General features: G+C 44.2%; 17 protein-coding genes and 1 pseudogene. 3 read left to right on the top strand and 15 right to left on the bottom strand.

The features are described from left to right. Window positions 1–79: 79 nt before the first annotated feature. The 9 genes and pseudogenes from D0A34_04170 to D0A34_04130 all read right to left on the bottom strand — a co-directional run bounded on the left by D0A34_04170 (window position 80) and on the right by D0A34_04130 (window position 7243). Window positions 80–1231, bottom strand: coding sequence for a pentapeptide repeat-containing protein (locus D0A34_04170; protein UNU18167.1), 1152 nt, complete (start codon window positions 1229–1231; stop codon window positions 80–82). Between the two features lie 71 nt (window positions 1232–1302). Beyond that, window positions 1303–1779 (bottom strand): hypothetical protein, encoded by a 477-nt coding sequence (locus tag D0A34_04165; GenBank protein ID UNU22163.1) that lies wholly within the window; start codon window positions 1777–1779, stop codon window positions 1303–1305. Window positions 1780–2271: 492 nt separating this feature from the next. Then, window positions 2272–2358: pseudogene (locus tag D0A34_04160) on the bottom strand (ACP S-malonyltransferase). Then, window positions 2331–2633, bottom strand: a complete 303-nt coding sequence (locus D0A34_04155; protein ID UNU18166.1) for a hypothetical protein — start codon at window positions 2631–2633, stop codon at window positions 2331–2333. Before D0A34_04155 ends, D0A34_04160 begins: the two are co-directional and overlap by 28 nt. Before the next feature lie 141 nt (window positions 2634–2774). Beyond that, window positions 2775–3407: a glutathione S-transferase family protein gene (locus tag D0A34_04150; GenBank protein UNU18165.1), complete on the bottom strand. Its 633-nt coding sequence runs from the start codon at window positions 3405–3407 to the stop codon at window positions 2775–2777. A 62-nt stretch (window positions 3408–3469) separates the two neighbouring features. Next, window positions 3470–4453 carry an aldo/keto reductase gene (locus tag D0A34_04145; protein UNU18164.1) on the bottom strand — a complete coding sequence of 328 codons (984 nt, stop codon included), beginning with the start codon at window positions 4451–4453 and terminating at the stop codon, window positions 3470–3472. 155 nt (window positions 4454–4608) lie between these two features. Next, window positions 4609–5058 carry a pyridoxamine 5'-phosphate oxidase family protein gene (locus tag D0A34_04140; GenBank protein ID UNU18163.1) on the bottom strand — a complete coding sequence of 150 codons (450 nt, stop codon included), beginning with the start codon at window positions 5056–5058 and terminating at the stop codon, window positions 4609–4611. Between the two features lie 134 nt (window positions 5059–5192). After that, entirely contained in the window at window positions 5193–6101 is a 909-nt protein-coding gene (locus D0A34_04135) for a DMT family transporter (protein ID UNU18162.1), read from the bottom strand. A 128-nt stretch (window positions 6102–6229) separates the two neighbouring features. Continuing rightward, the gene (locus D0A34_04130; GenBank protein UNU18161.1) at window positions 6230–7243 is read right to left on the bottom strand and encodes a gfo/Idh/MocA family oxidoreductase; all 1014 of its coding nucleotides are present in this window, start codon (window positions 7241–7243) and stop codon (window positions 6230–6232) included. Window positions 7244–7768: 525 nt separating this feature from the next. Between D0A34_04130 and D0A34_04125 the strand changes: the two genes are divergently transcribed. Then, entirely contained in the window at window positions 7769–8068 is a 300-nt protein-coding gene (locus tag D0A34_04125; GenBank protein UNU18160.1) for a ferredoxin, read from the top strand. Between the two features lie 345 nt (window positions 8069–8413). Here the strand turns inward: D0A34_04125 and D0A34_04120 are convergent, their stop codons facing one another. Continuing rightward, the gene (locus tag D0A34_04120) at window positions 8414–10069 is read right to left on the bottom strand and encodes a SpoIID/LytB domain-containing protein (GenBank protein ID UNU18159.1); all 1656 of its coding nucleotides are present in this window, start codon (window positions 10067–10069) and stop codon (window positions 8414–8416) included. A gap of 599 nt (window positions 10070–10668) precedes the next feature. Here D0A34_04120 and D0A34_04115 point away from each other — a divergent pair. Further along, on the top strand, window positions 10669–11904 hold the full coding sequence (locus D0A34_04115) for a transposase (protein UNU18158.1): 1236 nt from the start codon (window positions 10669–10671) through the stop codon (window positions 11902–11904). 127 nt (window positions 11905–12031) lie between these two features. On the opposite strand, the gene D0A34_04110 is transcribed toward D0A34_04115, so the two are convergent. The 4 genes from D0A34_04110 to D0A34_04095 all read right to left on the bottom strand — a co-directional run bounded on the left by D0A34_04110 (window position 12032) and on the right by D0A34_04095 (window position 17913). Continuing rightward, window positions 12032–14887 carry a hypothetical protein gene (locus tag D0A34_04110; GenBank protein ID UNU18157.1) on the bottom strand — a complete coding sequence of 952 codons (2856 nt, stop codon included), beginning with the start codon at window positions 14885–14887 and terminating at the stop codon, window positions 12032–12034. 4 nt (window positions 14888–14891) lie between these two features. Further along, window positions 14892–16271, bottom strand: coding sequence for an ATP-binding protein (locus D0A34_04105; GenBank protein UNU18156.1), 1380 nt, complete (start codon window positions 16269–16271; stop codon window positions 14892–14894). 131 nt (window positions 16272–16402) lie between these two features. Further along, complete coding sequence (locus tag D0A34_04100) at window positions 16403–17593, bottom strand: amidohydrolase (protein ID UNU18155.1); 1191 nt, start codon at window positions 17591–17593, stop codon at window positions 16403–16405. A 116-nt stretch (window positions 17594–17709) separates the two neighbouring features. Then, window positions 17710–17913: a hypothetical protein gene (locus tag D0A34_04095; GenBank protein ID UNU22162.1), complete on the bottom strand. Its 204-nt coding sequence runs from the start codon at window positions 17911–17913 to the stop codon at window positions 17710–17712. Window positions 17914–18082: 169 nt separating this feature from the next. Between D0A34_04095 and D0A34_04090 the strand changes: the two genes are divergently transcribed. Further along, window positions 18083–18316, top strand: a complete 234-nt coding sequence (locus D0A34_04090; GenBank protein ID UNU18154.1) for a hypothetical protein — start codon at window positions 18083–18085, stop codon at window positions 18314–18316. A gap of 163 nt (window positions 18317–18479) precedes the next feature. Here D0A34_04090 and D0A34_04085 read toward each other — a convergent pair whose 3' ends face one another. Beyond that, on the bottom strand, window positions 18480–18701 hold the full coding sequence (locus D0A34_04085; protein ID UNU18153.1) for a hypothetical protein: 222 nt from the start codon (window positions 18699–18701) through the stop codon (window positions 18480–18482). Window positions 18702–18783 lie beyond the last annotated feature (82 nt).

The following is an 18783-nucleotide window of genomic DNA, read 5'->3' as shown; positions in this document are numbered from 1 at the left end:
TTTGCACAGATGCTTAAATATTAGAGGGATTACCGCAATATAAACCACTCCACGCTTTGATTGACCAATCACATAAAATTTAAAAACTTTTTTTAGACTCGATAAAATTGCTCAAAGCTATAAGATCAATAATATTCGGCTTGATTTCTTGCTGGATATTTATTTTATGCTTGATAATATTTTCCCAACACCTCTCTATATCTTCTATATTAATACCTTCACAACTTTTGTGCAATTCAAGATATTGAAATATTGGTCGAGATAATTGGGATTGTAAATGTTTTTTTCTTTTTTCAGGAATTACGACATAAATTGGAAAATTGGGATCTATAAATGTTACGGGATTTAATTTTACATTAACCACAAAATCACCCATACGCAATAGCCCAGAGTGGATAGCAGTAGTGCATTCAATTTCAAATAATGCTACTACTTTAAACTGATCCTTTTCATTTAGCCATATTACATCAATTAATTTACTAATTTTTTCAACTTGTTTTTCTAATCCACCAATAGAGAATCCTTCCATTGTTAATTCTTTAAGTTTACCGAATCTAGAGTCCTCGAAAGTATCGTCCCCGAAGCTATACTCTCCGAATCTATAGTCCTTTGAGTGATCGTTTCGAGCAATCCATACTCTATAGCCTAATTTTTGTCCTATCTGTGCCAGAATTCCCTGCATTTTAGTATGTCTTGAAATCTTTGGTAATAAAGCTGGTGGATATTTTTTCTGGAAACTATCTTGATACTTTGGTTCACATTTTAATGTTCTGTTAATGGGTTTAATTGGGTATTCTGCAAATAAATTTAACTGAATCATATCGCTTTTTTCGATTTTTTTAATGACTTTTTCTACTCCTATAGCATCGGTTATATCAGCCGTTTCGATATTTTTTACTGTTTGGTACTTAGCATTGGTAAGCTTAGCGCTTCTAAGATTAGCCCACTCTAGGTCTGCTCCTTCAAGATTTGCATCTCTCAAGTCTGCATAAATAATATCTGACCATTTCAGATTAGCCCCTATAAGAGATGCCCCTCTTAATTGGGCGCTGATTAAATTAGTATAGCTTAGATTGCTATAATTTAAGTTTGCATTGCTCAAATTTGCACCACTTAGATTAGCAAAGCTCAGATCAATTTCTGTCAAATCAGCATCCCTTAAGTCACAACCATGAAAATCTCTTCTGCCTTCTGCATAAAGTTGTTTCAGTTCGTTTTCATCTATATTCATAAAGTCCTCTCAACTATCTTATTAAGGTACATTGCTCTAAGTGACAGTAGAGCATATTATCTGTGTTCGCCCTACCTTCTCACTGGCTGAAATCCCTGCACAAAACTCACCCAGCGTGGTACTTTATCACCTGTAATATCTAGGATGGGAATGTTGAAACTTCTGACAGCGGGGCGACCGACTTCACCAGCCGAAAAAGTCACATTCGTAGGTTCCGACTTACCTAAACCATAGGCACTAGCTATTTGATTAGCAAGTCGGCAGGTTATTACAAAACTTCCCATATTAATCCTGCCACCTCCAGCCGCGTAATTCCAAGTAATACCGGGTGTTAAAGTCCCCTCTTGACACATAAAGTGAGTTACTTCAAACATTTTAGCAATGTGAACATCATATCGCCTTAAGCGTCCTCCATACGCCGATGCTGTGGTATCGCTTTCTGGTACTACAATCGATCCAAATCCTTCGTCAAAACCAAGCTTCATCGGCAGCGCTGTGGAACTTGTAAGCGGTTGACTCGCTTGAGGTTGTACGCGGGTTGGTGACATCTGTATTGGTTTGACAAATTGACTATTAGCGCGAATAAAACAACCTTGGGCCGCACCAGCAGTGTAGGTTTTTCCTACAAAAAGCCAAGGTAAACCCCTGGTATCACGGAAAGTAACACCAGCATTACCAGGAAAGCTCTCAAAACGCTGTCCCTGTTTTAAAACACCAACTACAGACCAATTAAAAACATCAAATGGAGTGCGGTTGTCAACACGCATAAATTCTTCAAAAGAAGAATTCATGCGACAATTTAACCCCTTTGGGTCTGAGTCTACTACTTCCCAATAAGTATGAGAAGTTCTTCCTATATAATCCCCTTGATTATTAGGACTTGGTAGAGGTGCAGTAGAACCCAGTTTAGCTGTTCCTAATACCAGCAGAGTTGCAAGAGTAATGGTTTTTAATTCCTTTAACATGGGTATCACGTTTTAAACACTACATTTATTGGCAATCAAAGTGCGTCGCACGTCTTCAACAATCTCGACCCCCCCTCATGGGATGAAAAGCCGATTCACACCCATATAGGCATTAATATTAAGTACAATTTCAATTAGACGTTCAACACAAAGTGCTCGATATAATAGACAAACATTCCGGTGAGATAAAGAAAACGCTTTCCCTGAATGCGACGCAGGAAGACCGAGGTAGCCCCATGTAATGTTTCTGGTAGCTGCAGCTCGTCTGGATAGCGAAATTTATCTACGGTATATCCCTTATAACTCCATTCCTGACCAATGCTTTTGCTATAGTCCCTGACAAAGTGTTCCTGCTTGCTAAACACGTCCACTCCATCAGTCCGAGGATCGGCATCGGCATTATCTACAAATTGCAAGCCCAGCAATCTCCACTGCATTGATCGGCTTGCATTAAACTTCCTCAAGTCCGTTCCTGACTGATTAAAACCGTCAAGACTGACATAATTTTCATTGTTACGCTACCATCGGGAGCCGACACGCTGATTTCTGCCCCTAAAACCGCTTCATCTTGACTGCAATTACGCGCACACTTTTTTGACGTTGGGCAACTGGCTAACCTGATCCCACCACGTCCGTAGTTTTGGCGTTTGAGCGGTAATCACTTCAAATTCTGGAGTTTGGGAAAAGTAGATAAAGATAGGAATCAGATAGAAATCAGCAATGCTCGCTTGGCTGCCGAGCAGATAGGGGCTAGGCGTAGCTAGCGACTCGATCGCCTCTATAGCCTTTTGTGCAGGCGCGATCGCATTTTTGACTTTAGCCTCATCTGTGTTACCCCCCTGACTCGGCACAATCAATCGCTGAATCACAATGGTGGTAATCGCAGGGCCATAGAAATAGCTATCAATAATCGCCATGATTTGACGCATCCGAGCTTGAAGCATTGGATCGGAAAAGCTAAATTTGCGATCGCCTAAAGTGGCATCAAGGTATTCGGTAATGGCCGCCGTTTCGTAGAGCAGTTCGCCATTTACTTCTAGGGTGGGGATTTTACCAAAGGGATTCTTAGCCAGGTACTCTGGGGACTGGCTTTCACCATTGAAGATATCAACGCTTTGGAGGGTATAGTCTGCGCCTATTTCCTCAAGCAGCAGCCGGACGGTACGGACATAGGTACTGACGGGTGTTCCCCAAACAATAAGTTTTGACATGATTTATCGCTCCTGAATCAAAAATTTAGCCGTAGTTAAGAATACTTTACTCCCCCCAATTCCTAACGATTGACGGTACTCATATCGGGGTAGCGATCGCCCACTGCAATGCCTAATGGCAGCGCTTTGGCGAGCTGGTCTAGTTCTGCTGGAGTCAGCGTCACAGCAGCCGCTGCAATGTTTTCTTCTAAATAGGTGCGACGTTTAGTGCCTGGAATTGGTACCAGGTCTTCGCCCTGGGCTAAGACCCATGCCAGCGCCAACTGTCCAGCTTTGATGCCCTTAGCGGCTGCCATCTGCTCTATCTGCTCGACTAATTCCAGATTTTGCTGGAGATTATCGCCTTGAAAGCGAGGATATCGCTGGGCCCGATAGTCTCCCTCAGATAATGTGTCGAGGCTCTTGATTTTGCCTGTGAGAAACCCACGCCCCAGAGGGCTATAAGGCACAAACCCAATCCCTAGCTCTCGGCAGGTGGGCAAAATCTCGGATTCTGGCTCCCGGGTCCACAGCGAATATTCAGTCTGGAGTGCGGAAATAGGATGCACTGCTTGGGCACGGCGGATCGTGGCGCTCGCCGCTTCGGAAAGACCAAGGTAGCGAACTTTTCCGGCTTGGACGAGCTTCGCCATTGCGCCTACGGTTTCTTCGATGGGAGTGTTTGGATCGACTCGGTGCTGATAGTAAAGATCGATCGTATCTACGCCCAGACGCTTGAGACTGGCATCACAGCAAGAACGGACATATTCGGGTTTGCCATTCACGCCCTTAAAGCTGCCGTCGCTACCGCGTACATTGCCAAACTTGGTGGCAATAATGACTCGATCTCGATGCCCTTTAATTGCTGTGCCAACCAATTCTTCATTGTGACCGACACCATACATATCAGCCGTGTCGAGCAAAGTCACGCCTAGCTCTAAGGCACGATGAATGGTGGCGATCGATTCTGACTCATCGGCTATGCCGTAGAACTCGGACATCCCCATACAGCCGAGTCCTAGTTCCGAAACCACTAATCCTTGATTACCGAGTTTTCGCTGTTTCATGATGTTTTCCTATTACTCTCAATTTCTTGACGTGTCGGACGGACGATCATTTCATTCACATCAAAATCACCGGGCTGCTCAATAACAATGGCATCTGTATCAATGACGATCGCATAAAGTTCATTCATGCTAGAACGTTTGAGGTATCTCGGTTCTTAGCGACTGCTGACTCCATCAGTCGTGCGTCCGCTCATTTCACTCGCGTCGATGCGGTAGATTGCGATCACTTCGGAACGTCCCTGAGCATCAATCCAGGTTCGATTGATAGCAGGTGAGAGCGTTGGATTGCGCTCTTTGATCAAGTGCATTGCCCGATCGATGTCTTCCTGAACTGTGAGGCGCGAGGCTCGACCATTCACAATCACGCTCCGCCAATGAAGTGGATCACGTATTTCTTCAACCTGTAAGCAGATTTCTGGATTCGCCTCTATGTCATGAGTCTTCATGCCTTCGGTTGTAAACAGGTAGATGTCCGAATCTTCGAGATAATAATTCATTGGCATCACGTAGGGTTTGCCTTCGTGTATGCACCCAAGATGACCGTATCCTACTTGGTGTAGCAGCTCGTGTATTTCTTTTGAACTCATTTCATCAATATCTAACATTACTATTCTCTTAAAGATTCAGGTGATTGGTAGTATTTAACACAAATAGTTTTCGCTTTACATCTGTCGTTAGATGGTATCGATATGTGAAAGTCAATGATTGGAGTTAGCAGCCAGTTCAGAAAGCGCTGGTTTCACAAATCTTCTGCCCGCTTAATTGATGCTTTTTTACCCGCAGCTACGCTAGCAACAACCAAACAGGCCGTGACTAGGGCGATCGGCTCCAGGGTTTCACCAAGCAAAATTGCCGAAGCTAGGAGCGTCAAAAATGGTTGCAATAACTGAATTTGGCCTACCCGGACAACTCCACCAATTGCCATACCATGATACCAGGCAAAAAATGCGATAAATTGACTAACAACACTTACATAAGCAAAACCGAACCAGGCTATCGGTGAAGCTATCAACCCTTGTTTTAATACCACAAATATTGTTGGCAAAACCTCGAAAGGAGCTACAATCACTAAGGCCCAACTGATAACTTGCCATCCACCTAAAATCAAAGCTAATCGCCCACCTTCACCATAGCCAAAAGCAGCAGCAATTACAGCTCCAAACAAAGCTAAATCTGCGACTTGAAGGTGTCCAGCTCCACTTATAATTCCAAAAACAACAACGGTTGTACTACCGACAATGCTAGCAATCCAAAAGCTGAAATCAGGGCGCTCGCCAGCGCGCAAAAACCCTGCTATCGCTGTTGCTAAAGGCAACAATCCTAACACCACAGCACCGTGGGCTGCAGGTACTTGCTGCATTGCCCAAGCCGATAGTAGCGGAAATCCCAAAACAACTCCCAATCCGACAACTAATAAACTCCCAAGTTGCTGTTTTGAGGGAATGGGTTGATGCGTTATCCGCAGAGTAAAGGCTGCTAGTATAGCTGCTACTAATCCGCGTCCTAAACCTACAAAAAGCGGGTCTAAATCTATTACAGCGGCTCTGGTTGCCGGTAAGGTCAAGCTAAATCCAACTACACCCAAAAAACCGTAGATTAAGCCGATAGTTTCCGAATTTAAGTGAAGATTTTTCCAGTAGGATTTCATTGACTCTCCAATATAGAGCGAGTTAAAATTTCTTTACCTCCTTTATAAAAGAGGCGGTTGAAACCGCTCTGCAAGTCAAACTTTCGTCCGCCTGCGTCGGCTAATAAATAAAGGAAGTATTCGAGGAATTACGCACTCCTTAGGGTCACATTTTGCCCAGTCTCGCTCGCTCGCCTCGCAGCATCCGCCACTTTCAAAGCGTACAAACTACTGGCATTATTAACGTACAAAGGCGTACCGTTTGACAAATATTCCAACACCATATCGGTGTCTTTGGCAAACAAGCCGCGCCGCGTTCCCACTTCGAGCGCTCGCCGATTTTCTCCCTGAATTAATTGACCGGATTCAGGAGTAAAAACCAGCGTTCCTGCTTCTCCGTAGATGGTAAAAATGTTTTCCGACTGCCAAAAAGTCTCTCCTTTTCCATAAACAGCTTCAGCCACAATGCCATTGGCAAAGCGCAACTGTGCATTGCACAAACAAGCTTTGTAGAAATCCGGCTGAGTGTCCCAAAATTGAGCTTGACAGTTAACGCTTGTCACTTCCCCGAACAAATCAGTAAATCGGTGCAGTCGGGAAATTGCACCAACTAACGGAAAGCCAAAGAGGGAATGTTGATAAGTCCACCGCTGCGGGGCTGGATGTTGAGGAGTAATAGTAATGTAGCGGGCGTAAAAAACTTTACCGATTAATGGCAAAGATTCTTTGATTGCTAGGTGCAAACCGCCTAACAGTTCGATGTGTTCGATGTGGAGGAGTTTTTGCTTTTGGGCGGCAAGTTCGATCGCCCTTTCTGCTTCAGATACGTCTAAAGATAGAGGATATTCGACCACAACGTGCTTGTCATTTTCCAGGGCCGCCAGGACGATAGCCCCGTGATCCCGATTCACCGTACACACAATAACCAAATCTAAATCGTCTCTTTCTACCAGCTTGCGCCAAGAAACCGCAGCTTCTGCCCCGAACCCTTGACAAAATGCTGCGGTTTTCTCTGGGCTGTGGCCAGCAACCGCTACCAAGTGCGATCGCCCATCAGCTTGAATTGTCTCAGCCCTCAACTTAGCGGCAAAACCAGTACCCACAATCCCCACGCGAATTGGAGAATTAACCGAAAAACCAAAGCGAGTATCAATATTAGTCATGGGATTTGAGATTTAAGATTTTAGATAGTTACAGACTTGCGGTGCAGGGGTTTAGGGTTCTACCGCGCCGATTTTAAGCTGTGGTTGTGGTGCGATTTATTCGATCGAGCCTTCAACACCCAAGTCTTGATGCGATCTAACTATACATTTCACCGCCTGCTGGGACTTGCCTTGCAGCAAGTCTTGCTGAAACTCGATCGACACACCGCATAGCAACAACCGGGTTTTTGTGCTGTAGGGCTCAAAACAGGATTTTTCCTAGAAACCGGATTATTTAGCGCAAGTCTTGCGGCAACAGTATCACAAGGCTGAACCCAAGATAGGTATAAGTAATCAAGATGAAATTAGAAAAAGTTATAACTAATCCCATTCAAATATTTTGTAAATAAGTGTTGCAACCTTACTTCTTTCCCCTACTATCATAGAGGGAACAAACCTAAGAGCTAACCTCAAAGCTAATAGAGCCTTGAAGGTTGCATTAGGAAAAATTATCAATCTTGTTGAATTTTTGAGAGGATTTAGTGCATGGCAACTTACAAAGTTACCCTCATCAGCGAAGCCGAAGGAATTAACCAGACCATTGACGTTGATGACGATACTTACATTCTTGATGCTGCTGAAGAAGCAGGACTCGACCTCCCCTACTCTTGCCGCGCTGGTGCTTGCTCCACCTGCGCCGGCAAAATCACCAAAGGCGAAATTGACCAATCCGACCAATCTTTCTTGGACGATGACCAAATCGAGGCCGGATTTGTCCTCACCTGCGTCGCCTATCCCAAGTCTGACTGTACGATCGAAACTCACCAAGAAGAACAACTGTACTAAGAAAGGACGCTCTGCGTGATACCCTAAGAAACCCGGTTTCTCGTTTTCAAAATTAAGCTGAAATAGCGCAATTATGTTAAGAAACCGGGTTTCTGTGTCTAACATTGCAACAAAGCCGCCAGCAGTCTGTCACTCCCAGCTAGGAATTCCTAGGTGTTGGAGCAGATAGCTGACCAAATAATTTTAGATTTTAGATGGCCGATTTTAGATTAACTGTGAAACCAATCTAGAATCCAAAGTCTAAAATCTAAAAGTTTTACGGCTGATATTTAGTCCGCAAAGGCGGGCTTTGTTTGTGTAGTGGCGATGATTTAAATCGCCGACTCTTAGGCGGACTCCGATCGACTATTCGCGCCAAAATGTAATGTTATCGCTGAGCGGCACAACTTGAGCGCCGGGAAAATAAAAGCTCAGAATTTGAGATCCATTCCAGCCCAAATTAGCCAAATTGTAAGAACCAGTCTGACTCATTCCCACCCCGTGTCCGAAGCCGCCTCCGACAAAAGCATAACCGTTGAGAGTTTTGTCTGGATTGTAAATTGGTTCTAGGTAAAAAAGCGTGCTGATCGGGGGGTAAAAAGCATTGCGAATCTCGTCTTTGTCGATATCGATGGGGCCCAAGTCAGTTTGAACCTTCATTTTCAAAACTCGACCTGCGGCCGACCTTTCCACCACTTCCACTTGAGTGACAGTTTTAAGATTAGCCAGCGGGTGCTGTTTCTTCTGAAGATACTGTTTGAGAAATCCAGCAATCGCGGTCAAAGAAGCTGGTTCGCGCCACCGAAAAGTGTCTTCTTTTTCTTCATTAAACCCTTTTTCCAAACTGATAAAGCGGCGGAGGTTGTTTTCGTCAGACAAACTCTGCTTGGACAAATCCCAAATATTATTAGGCGAATCGACGATCGATCGCAAATATGGACGTTCCGCGCCCTGCCACACATCGTTAAAAGAGGCTGTGACGCCGCCGCTAGAGGCGGAATAGAGCGCGTCTACTAGCTGATTTTCGTAAGTTAGCACCAGACCGCTCGTTTGGGCGATCGCCTTATCACTTTGCGGGTATACCTCGGTTAAACCGTGATAAACTTGGCAGTTAACATCAGCGCACAACTCATAATTATCCACAGCAAACCGGCGCAAATTTCTCAGGGCGTAGGTTCTCGCCAAAATAGTTTGAGCGACAATCGCAGCGTAAGGCGAAAAAGCCCCAATTTCGTGAGGAACAACACCCCGCAAATAAGTTTCCGTCAGCACTTTGTTTACCAAAGTATAAGTGCCGTAAGAATTTTTTTGCAGGTGCAAACTGCCGCCATAACGGCGAGTTTGTTGAATAGCTTTTTCGGGCTCAATAGCTGTCGCCTCTTGGGTAGTTTGTTCCAATACCTCAATCACATTTTTCCCCGCCGTCACATCCAACTCATTGCGGTTGAAGCGAAAGCCGTTTAAAACCCAAAATGCCTGGGGTACTTGTTTAAAAACTTTGGAATCCAAAAAAGCTGTTGTGTTGCCTTGGGCTTGCAAACTTTGCAACAGCCAGCGCCGCACCAAAGGAGAGTTATAAACATCTCTTTTTGCCCAAACTTGCCAGCGCAAAGGTTGAGCAATTTCTACTTCAATTCCCTGGGCGCGCCACTGATTGGCGCTATCTTCTGCACTCTCGAAACTGCGGTGGGAGCTCAGAACAACTCGTTCTTCTACTAATGGCGCTTCCAGCGGTTTCGGGGCTATTTCTAACTTGACGCTAGCAGCCGTTTTGGTTTCTATGCCTTGAGGAGTTTTGTAACTCAATGTTAAGCTGTCGCCCGGTAATGCTTTCAGCGTCAGTTTGTCGGTTGCTTTGGTGCCAAACCGCTGCACCACGCCGATTTTGATGGGTCTATTTTGGGGAGTTTGGGCGTATCCCGCAGCGCTGAAAAGAGGCAACAGGCACAATGCGGTGAAAACAGTGCTAGAAATGCAGCTAAACCATTTGTAATGGGGAGTTGGAGGTGCTTGAGCGGACACAGTTGTCTATCTCCCGATAGTTGAAATTTGGGGATTTTTGATTGTACGTTAGCACATTTGGCGGCTGCTACAGGGGAATTCCGGAAGATAGGCCAATACGCTTGAGCTAGCCGTAGGGTGTGTCGCCTGCGATAAATCCCTAAAAAAAAGCGACAATCTCGCAGCGACGCACCTTGCAAAATAGTTGTGCTCTCAGAAACCGGGTTTCTTCGTAGATTTCTCGCTACTAAACACAAAATTTCGTAGAAACGCGGTTTCTAGCCTCCCATGAGAAGCCCTGAAACTATCCAAACTTTAGGTACAGGTGCGTCGCCACTCGAAAAGTCGATATGCAAGTTGGGGATTTTCTGTGGCGACGCACCCTAGGACTACTTTAAATAGAGTATTGAAGGCGATCGATCTATGAAAAGGCATGAAAATTTTGTCAGGGAATCCTGCCGAGAAATAACCTCTAACCAGACAACCGCCAGGGAATTAATTCCCCGATCTCCCCAAAGTTACGAAGGTATGGAGCGACCAAAAAAGGAAAAACAACCCTGTGCTTGACAAGGCTACACAGTAATTTTATATTCAACATAGAGAAGTCGTCAAAATATCTCGTGCAACACCAAGCTATCAAAGTTAGAATCTATCCAACTCAAAGCCAAGAACAAAAATTGGCTCAAGCGTTTGGTTGTTCGCGTTGGTGGTGGAATTTTGCCCTGAATAAGTCGATCGAGACTTACAAGGAAACAGGTAAAGGAATAGGACAAGTAGCGCTAAATGCCATATTGCCCAAACTCAAGAAACAAGCAGAAACATCTTGGTTGGCTGATTGCTACAGTCAGGTATTGCAGGCTACTACTCTCAAATTAGTTACAGCTTATAAAAATTTCTTTGAGGGTCGAAGCCGATTTCCGAGATTCAAGTCAAAGAAAAGTAAGCAATCTATTCAATACCCTCAAAACGTCAAAATATTAGCCAATAACACTATTAAGATTCCTGGTGAAGTCGGGGAAGTGAGAGCTAAGATTCATCGACAGATTGAGGGAAAAGTGAAAACCGTTACCGTGAGCAAAACACGGGGTGGAAAATATTTTGCCTCGATAGTAGTTGAGACAGAGGGAGAAAAGCCACGGAGATCAACTGAGGGCAATGTAATAGGTATTGACTTAGGCGTTAAGGACTTTGCAGTAACTCACGATGGAGAGAAAGTATCTAAATATAGCAATCCCAAACATTTAGCTGTGCATGAAAAAAATCTCAAGAGGAAACAGCAAAAATTAGCCAGAAAAGAAGATGGTAGTAACTCAAGGTTCAAAGCAAAAAAAATAGCTGCTAGGGTATACGAGCGAGTATCAAACGCACGTCAAGATTTTCTACACAAGCTTTCGCATAAGCTAGTCAACGAAAACCAAGTTGTCGTACTAGAGAATCTTAATCTCAAAGGCATGGTGCGAAATCATAGCTTAGCTAAAGCAATATCTGATTGTGGATGGCGAATATTCACTAATTTTCTAGCCTATAAATTAGAACGTAAGGGTGGAAATTTAGTAGAGATAAATAGATGGTTCCCTAGTTCCAAACTCTGTTCTAATTGTTTCTATCAAATAGATGGAATGCCGCTCGATGTAAGGGACTGGACTTGTCCTCATTGTGGCACTCATCATGATCGAGATGGAAACGCTGCTGCAAATATTAGAACAGAAGGAATCAGAATGCTACAGACGGATGGAACAGCCGTTTCTGCTGTAGGAGGGGAAGTAAGACCTCATAGCGGGCGTCAGTCTGTTTTGAGGCATTCGCCTGTGAGTACAGAAGCCCCGATCAAGCCACTTGCGGTTAGTGGCGGGTAGTTCACATTCTTGTATCAGCTTGCCTGTTAGATCGCTCTATGTGATTATTTCTCAACTCAAACAGTCTCAAAGCATCACTTGCAGATCGCTCTAATTTTATCAATTTCTATGCTTGGTCTAGTTGTTGTTACACTACTCCCCTTATAATGATATCGACCACTCTAATGCTAAACAGAATTATACTAACAATAGAAAAAATAGCTATAATTTTGAAATTTCTATTTTGTATTGCTAACAACTCTGCTAATTCCTCTTGTTTTTTGTCTAATTCCTCTTGTTTTTTGAAATTTTTATTTTGTATTGCTAACAACTCTTCTAATTCCTCTTGTTGTTGGTCGCAATTTTTTCGGATTTCTTCTGCGCTCTGCTTTAAATCTTTAAACTCCTCAAATTTTTCCCTTATTTCTGAGAATTTAGCCTTGTCCCATTGGCGGACAAAAGGCACTAAATAATCGTGAACAAGTTGGTAGCGTTTAGGAGTTCCCGGCACTTCTAATACCAATCCCGATTTAACGATCATCTCTAAAACTAACTCTAATTCTACTAACTCTATTCGTAAATTTGCTGCTAATTCAGCAAAATTTTTCTGAGGACGAGTTTCCTTTTCATCCGTCAGTAAATACAAGACAACTTTGGCAATATCTTTATTCTCCTTACCACAATCTGCGATAACTTCATCTAAAAACTCCTTAACCAGTTTGAGCTTTGCCTGACTGCCAAGTTGCTGATATTCACCCAGTTGAGTAATCTGCCGTTTTTCCAATTGCGTCCCTACAATTTGCAACTCAATCGGCCGCACTTCGCCAAGTTTACCTGCTAAATCTTCTACCAGGGCGTTTGCCAAACCTTCAGAAAAATCAAGTTGAGACCTTTCTGTTAAGGTTTGGAGAACAATTTCAGCATCGGGTATCGAAAAATTACCCAAGTAATAGCAAATACGTTTATTGAGAATGTCGTTATCAATCATCGATAAATTGGTCGTGCGATTCCATTCAAACAAGTAGAAAAGATAATCTTCCCGCAGCGATAGGATAATTTTGAGTTCACCAATCTCATTTAAACATTCAGCCAAAAAATCATAGAACTCTCTCCGGCTAGTTAGGTCTTGATAAGCAAAGAAAAATTCCTCAAACTGGTCAAAGATTAGTACGGTCAATAAATTGCGATTTTGATTCAGTCGCAACTGTTCCAGAATAGCTATCGGCGTGTCAATAGCAGTAGATAAACTCTCACCTTTTATTTTTTCAATTCCCGATCGCAAACACTGACCGCAATCCCTCGCCCAATCATGATAAGACTGCAATAAAACAGGCAATACATCCCGCGCGTCAAAAGTTGTAAGTTGCAGGGCTGGCACTAACCCCGCTTGAATAATCGAACTTTTTCCTACTCCAGACTGTCCGTGAATAATTGTCAGCTTGCAAGCAGGTGTACCTATCCGTTGAATTATCCGTTTAACATCCTGCGACCGCCCGGAAGCGGCTTCAACTTCCTCAACAATTTCAGCTTTTGACAGACCGGATTCTAAACCGATATCAATTGTTTGTTGCGGCGGCTGCAAGCGACCGGCACCGATAAAAGCTTGCAATCCATATTTGCTTTTAACTTCCTGTTGTTCTAGTTTAAGGTAAAATGCTTTTAAATATTCGGTTTGCTCAAAATAGAGAGTTCTCAACTCTTCTAAAATCCTCAGATAAAGCTGCACATCATCTTGAGGTTGGGTAATTACTTTCGCTTGTGTTAAAGTTTCTATAATCTCAAGAGGGGAAAATACTGATTGACTCCCCCCTTTAGCAAGGGCGGGCTGGGGGGGGTTAACTGTCGAACAGGGGATAAGATTTCGCTGCCCTTTTGCCAAAAGTAGCAGATACAAACCAGTCTCTTTTTTATTTATTCCTGCTTGTGCCAAAACCGACAATGCTAATTTAGCCGATTCGCAAGCTTTTTCCCACTGAGATTGTTGCAGCGCCACCTCAGCCAAAAAGCCGTAATCTTCAGCTACTTGACTCGGAGTGCCACAAATTTTGTGCATTTCTAAGGCTTTTTTAGCTAAACTTTGCAATTCTTCCCAAGCTGCTAAACGCCGCAGCACTTCGCAGAGTCCGCTAATACATTTAGCGGCTAAATCATGTAGCTGTGCTTGCTGAAAACTCTCCAGAGATTGCTGTAAATACTTTCTAGCTTCTTGCCAATAATTTTGATTTCCTGCCCGGTGCAATTCAGCTTTGCGGTTGTAAGCTTGAGCAATTTTCTGGCAGACAATTCCTTGTCTTTCTAAGTGGCGAGTTTGCTGCCAAAATGTCAAACTTTGCTGATAATGTTCGAGTGCTAAATCTATTTGATTTTTCTGTAATTCAACTAAACCGCGAATAAATTGCCAACTAGCTTGCAATTCCTGGTCTAATGCTACATTTAGCAAATCATTCTCCAGCAACTCCATTTCACAGTCATCTAATTTGAAATTATCAACATCAGCAAAAGCTTGACTGGTTTGTTGTTGTAACAAATTCATCAAATCATGGGGCGGCATGGTAAACTGAATTGGAGGAGGAGCCCAAGACTTCAAATCATTCGCAGATCGACTGAATTTAGACAGTACGGAATCCGTCACCCATAATATTAAAGGAAAAGCAAAATCTTGCTTGAATTGATCTCGCGCTCTATTCGCCCCCGCTAACAGGTCATCAATAGCAACCACCGATTCTATACCGACAATTATTAAAGCTTTCGGCGGTTGATCTTGGACGGCATTGAGAATAGTTTGATAAAGTGTTTTGGTAGCAGATTCGAGGGCTAATTCTTGATATTCAACAGTCGAACGGTCGCGCAGTTTTTGCAGCATTGCATAACCCAAGCTAGCATAATTGCAGCGCACTAAAGTTAAAGAAAACTTTCCTTGAAAGCGCGCGATAGTCCGTACCAAAGTAGAGAGCGATCGCTCATTTTCTGCTGCAATATCTTCTGCTAGATTTGAGTTTACCATAATCTCACGAATTTTGCTGCTGCCATAGCTTAAATTTGTCAGTTTCCATCAACAGCGGATTCAACGCAAACCAATTTCCTTGAGTGTCTACATATTCAAAAACCCACAGGTTTCGCAGCAAATCTTGGTATTCTTTATCTCCATTAATGCTTTGTTCTTTTACCACCTTAAAGAGTAATTCCCACTCATCATTATCAATGCCACGACTCAGACTGTCGCGGAAACTGCGAATCACTGATTTCAACACATTTTGCGAAATTGGAGGGTCTTCTTGCTGCAAGCAACCAAACAGCATCCCCATCAAGTTTCGCAGATGACCTCCGCTGACACGACACAATTCATCTAAAGTTTCAGGACTGTCAAAAACTTCGGTAATTAATGTGATGTGTTCCTCGGTTGACACATCAGGGAAAGCCCGCGACATCACCATGCGCCGCAGCAAATTCATTCCCTCAACACATTCGCTGCCATCTCTATTCTTTACTGGTACCATTGGCAAAACTTTCGGGTCAACTCCGCCCCCCAAGCGATTTTTCAAAATTTCGCTTTCATTGCCAAAAATCAATCCCAGCGGCAGGGTATAAACTAAATGGCAATTCAGTTGCCGCAACTGATCGCCCCGGTCAATAAAGATATATTCTGGCAACAGTCGCCCCGCTGCATTGGGTCGAGAAACTATCCTGTCTAAGTTGTCAACAATCACCACTAATCCTTTTTTACCCCCCTGCTTTAGCTGATTAATTGCTACATCAATAATTTCTTGATTAATCAGTTCTAACATTTTATTAGCTTGCGGTTCCATGTACTGTCTCAGTTTAGATCGCAAGTCGGGATTGCTTTTGGTTTTGGCAGTGATTTTGGCGATGCCTAAAGGCAGAGAGACTTCCAGATTTCCGTCTGTATTGCCCTTGACTTTGCTGCCAAAAAATTCTCCTTCAGCTTCTAAGGTCACAGGGGTTTGTAAAAAATCCCAACTATTTTTTAATAATTCTTTAAAGCCCTGGGGCTGCAAGGAAATTTTGCCCTCTTCCAAGCTTTGGGTGACTCGCCGTGCGATCGCTAACATGATATCCGTCAAATCGAGATCCATTTCATCGAGGTCTTGTGTTGACTCGAAGTAAACTACATGAAATCCCTGATCGGTCAACTCTTTTTGCAGTCGGGATAATTCAGTAGACTTGCCGCAACCAATATGTCCGGTAAATAATTGGCAAGTGGGTTTATCTCGTGCCAGACGGGTAATTGTTCGTTTGAGTATGTCAATAATTTTCCCGCCGCGCACCTCAGCAAAATCAATGTAGTAGCGAATATCTTCTGAATTTCCAAACTTGAGGGAGTGACTGGGATTGCAGGCATCGCAAAATCGATCGAAATCTAGGTTCATAAAATTTTATCAATTAGTTATTGTAGTTATTGTAGGGTGGGTCAGGGCTGAATGTTTTTACCAGCGACTAAACATTTTTCCGGCTAAGCACCCTACGGTTAGTTAGCTGACCACCCATACGTCGAAGACTATTAGTGTGAACCTGGATGCTGTTTCCAATATTGGTAGGCGGCATAGGCCAAGGTGACAGCGCCGGTGACGATCGCCGCTTCATCAACCTCAAATTGCGGGTGATGAAGGGGATAGTTCGGTTTGTCAGTCAGTCCCACTCCTAAGCGAAACATGGTTCCCGGTGCGTGTTCTAGATACATCGAAAAATCTTCCGCGCCGAGGGATGGTTCTGGCAAAATTTGGACGCGCGATCGCCCTAAAGCTTCTAAAGCCGCAGTTTCGACTAATTGCGTGAGTTTTGGGTCGTTTTGGACTCCGGGTACGCCGCGCTTGTAGGTGAGTTCGTACTTAGCGCCGTAAGTCGCGCAGACGCTAGAAACAATTTGTTCGATCCAAGCCGGCAGTTTTTCGTGGGTTTCTGGATGCAGCGATCGCACGGTTCCCAATAATTTTACTCGATCGGCAATTACGTTCGGCGCTCGTCCGCCGTTAATTTGCCCGATCGTCAAAACCAGTGGCCTCAAAGGATTTTGCGTGCGGCTAATTGCCTGCTGCAAAGTGGTAATTATCTGAGAAGCAATCCAAATTGCGTCGATCGCCTCGTGGGGACGCGCACCGTGGCCGGATTCGCCCATCACAATCAATTCTATGTCATCTGCCGCCGCCGTCAGGGCCCCGTGGCGGATACCGATGCAACCGCCGGGAATCGTCGGAAAAACGTGCACTCCGAGGATGCCGTCAACATCTTCCATCGCCCCATCTTTAATCATCCATTGAGCACCTTGGGCAATCTCTTCCGCCGGCTGAAACAAGAAGCGGACGTGACCGGGCAATTTTTCGCCTAGCTGAGACAATATCATGGCTGCGCCCAAACCGACGGTGGTGTGGATGTCGTGGCCGCAGGCGTGCATCACTCCCTCGTTGCGGGAAGCAAATTCTAAGTTAGTGCGTTCTTGAATCGGCAAAGCGTCCATATCGGTGCGAATTGCCAGCCACCGCGACTCGTTGCTGTGGCCTTTGAGTTCCCCGAGGACTCCTGTTTTGCCGATTCCTTCGATCGCGCGGACTCCGCTGGAAGCAAGAACTCCGGCTACGTAGGCGGCGGTTTGATATTCTTGGCCGCTGAGTTCGGGGTGGGAGTGGATGTGGCGGCGAATTTCGATTAAGCGGGGTGCTAGGGTAGCGGCTAATTCTTTGATGCGGGGAAGCATGAATTTAGTTGGGGAGTGCGGTACAAGTTGTAGTCAACTAGGGTAACGCATATGTTTGGGGTGAACCCACATCAAGCACCATTCTCCTGAACAGGCATCCTGCCTGTTCCAGTGGCTTAATCGTCTTTGGATTCATTGAACCTCCCTTCCTTCTGCGCTCTTTCGAGCCCTTCCTCCACCAAAAGTAATGCCATTTGGGACATCGAACGACGCTCAATGCTCGCCAGCTTCTCTAATTTCTCCTTAATTTCGGGCGGCGGGTAAAAGGCAACTCTGGGAGATTTTGCAGGACTCACATTGTTTGGGGGTAGCGTGTTCACCATGTCATTTTAGCTGACTGCAAATTTTTTAGAGATTTTTTAAGTCAAGGTAGCACACCATAATCTAGTTTATGCTATTGTAATCTAAACACCGAAAAACCAAACCCCCACCGCTCAGACTCGCAATCGTTCGGTGGGGGCTTGAACTCCCATATTTAGGAGAAACTGTATGATATCACAGCCAAAATCAGTTCCCGAACTGCTCCGGGAAGAAATTCCTGACGTACCTCAAGGTAAACAACCGATTCGTTTGCTGTTGTGTGGCGTTCCCAAAGCGGTAGAAAGTATCGTTAATCTGTTGCACGTTTTAGGTTTTGCAGAAGTTGGGGAATGGAGCCCGCCTCTACCATCGCCGATAGCGGGTGAGGTAATTCGGATTTTAACCCGTTACTGGAAAGAGTAATCTTTGAGGGCGATCGTATGAATTGAAAAAGTGCGATCGCCCTTTCTGTCTCATTTAGGACTTACCCATAAATACCAAAGAAACCGGGTTTTTCACGACAGTTAAAGGCCCGGATGCAGTATTTCCGTAAAAAACCCGGTTTCTGCCTCCAGGAGTACGATCGTCAGAATGTTTTAATTGGCGATCGCCAGCGCATCCAAAAACAATATAACAGAGTCAAGGCCAACCATCCCGACACACAGCAAAACCCCGGAAGCGCAACATCAATATTGGGCAAAGACTGAGCGTTAACTTCACTCAATTGATTAATATATGGTTCAACAAAATTGTCATAAGCATCTTCCAATGCTTCGCGTTGTTTGATTTTGTCTTCTTGGGTAGCCATAATTCACCTCGTTTTGTGCTTATGAGGTAAATTGTTTTTTTGGGCTTTTACCCAAGCAAGCAAAAAGCAAAAATTCTGAAAC

The organism is Microcoleus vaginatus PCC 9802 (assembly GCA_022701275.1).
Taxonomy (GTDB): Bacteria; Cyanobacteriota; Cyanobacteriia; order Cyanobacteriales; family Microcoleaceae; genus Microcoleus; species Microcoleus vaginatus_A.
This window is presented reverse-complemented; position numbering and strand designations above follow the sequence as displayed.

Coding starts and splice junctions, on each gene's coding strand:
- D0A34_04105 (UNU18156.1), bottom strand. CDS start 16,271: ATGAACCTAGATTTCGATCGATTTTGCGATGCCTGCAATCCCAGTCAC.
- D0A34_04170 (UNU18167.1), bottom strand. CDS start 1,231: ATGAATATAGATGAAAACGAACTGAAACAACTTTATGCAGAAGGCAGA.
- D0A34_04135 (UNU18162.1), bottom strand. CDS start 6,101: ATGAAATCCTACTGGAAAAATCTTCACTTAAATTCGGAAACTATCGGC.
- D0A34_04150 (UNU18165.1), bottom strand. CDS start 3,407: ATGTCAAAACTTATTGTTTGGGGAACACCCGTCAGTACCTATGTCCGT.
- D0A34_04100 (UNU18155.1), bottom strand. CDS start 17,593: ATGCTTCCCCGCATCAAAGAATTAGCCGCTACCCTAGCACCCCGCTTA.
- D0A34_04090 (UNU18154.1), top strand. CDS start 18,083: ATGATATCACAGCCAAAATCAGTTCCCGAACTGCTCCGGGAAGAAATT.
- D0A34_04165 (UNU22163.1), bottom strand. CDS start 1,779: ATGTCACCAACCCGCGTACAACCTCAAGCGAGTCAACCGCTTACAAGT.
- D0A34_04140 (UNU18163.1), bottom strand. CDS start 5,058: ATGTTAGATATTGATGAAATGAGTTCAAAAGAAATACACGAGCTGCTA.
- D0A34_04145 (UNU18164.1), bottom strand. CDS start 4,453: ATGAAACAGCGAAAACTCGGTAATCAAGGATTAGTGGTTTCGGAACTA.
- D0A34_04110 (UNU18157.1), bottom strand. CDS start 14,887: ATGGTAAACTCAAATCTAGCAGAAGATATTGCAGCAGAAAATGAGCGA.
- D0A34_04130 (UNU18161.1), bottom strand. CDS start 7,243: ATGACTAATATTGATACTCGCTTTGGTTTTTCGGTTAATTCTCCAATT.
- D0A34_04085 (UNU18153.1), bottom strand. CDS start 18,701: ATGGCTACCCAAGAAGACAAAATCAAACAACGCGAAGCATTGGAAGAT.
- D0A34_04155 (UNU18166.1), bottom strand. CDS start 2,633: ATGCAGTGGAGATTGCTGGGCTTGCAATTTGTAGATAATGCCGATGCC.
- D0A34_04125 (UNU18160.1), top strand. CDS start 7,769: ATGGCAACTTACAAAGTTACCCTCATCAGCGAAGCCGAAGGAATTAAC.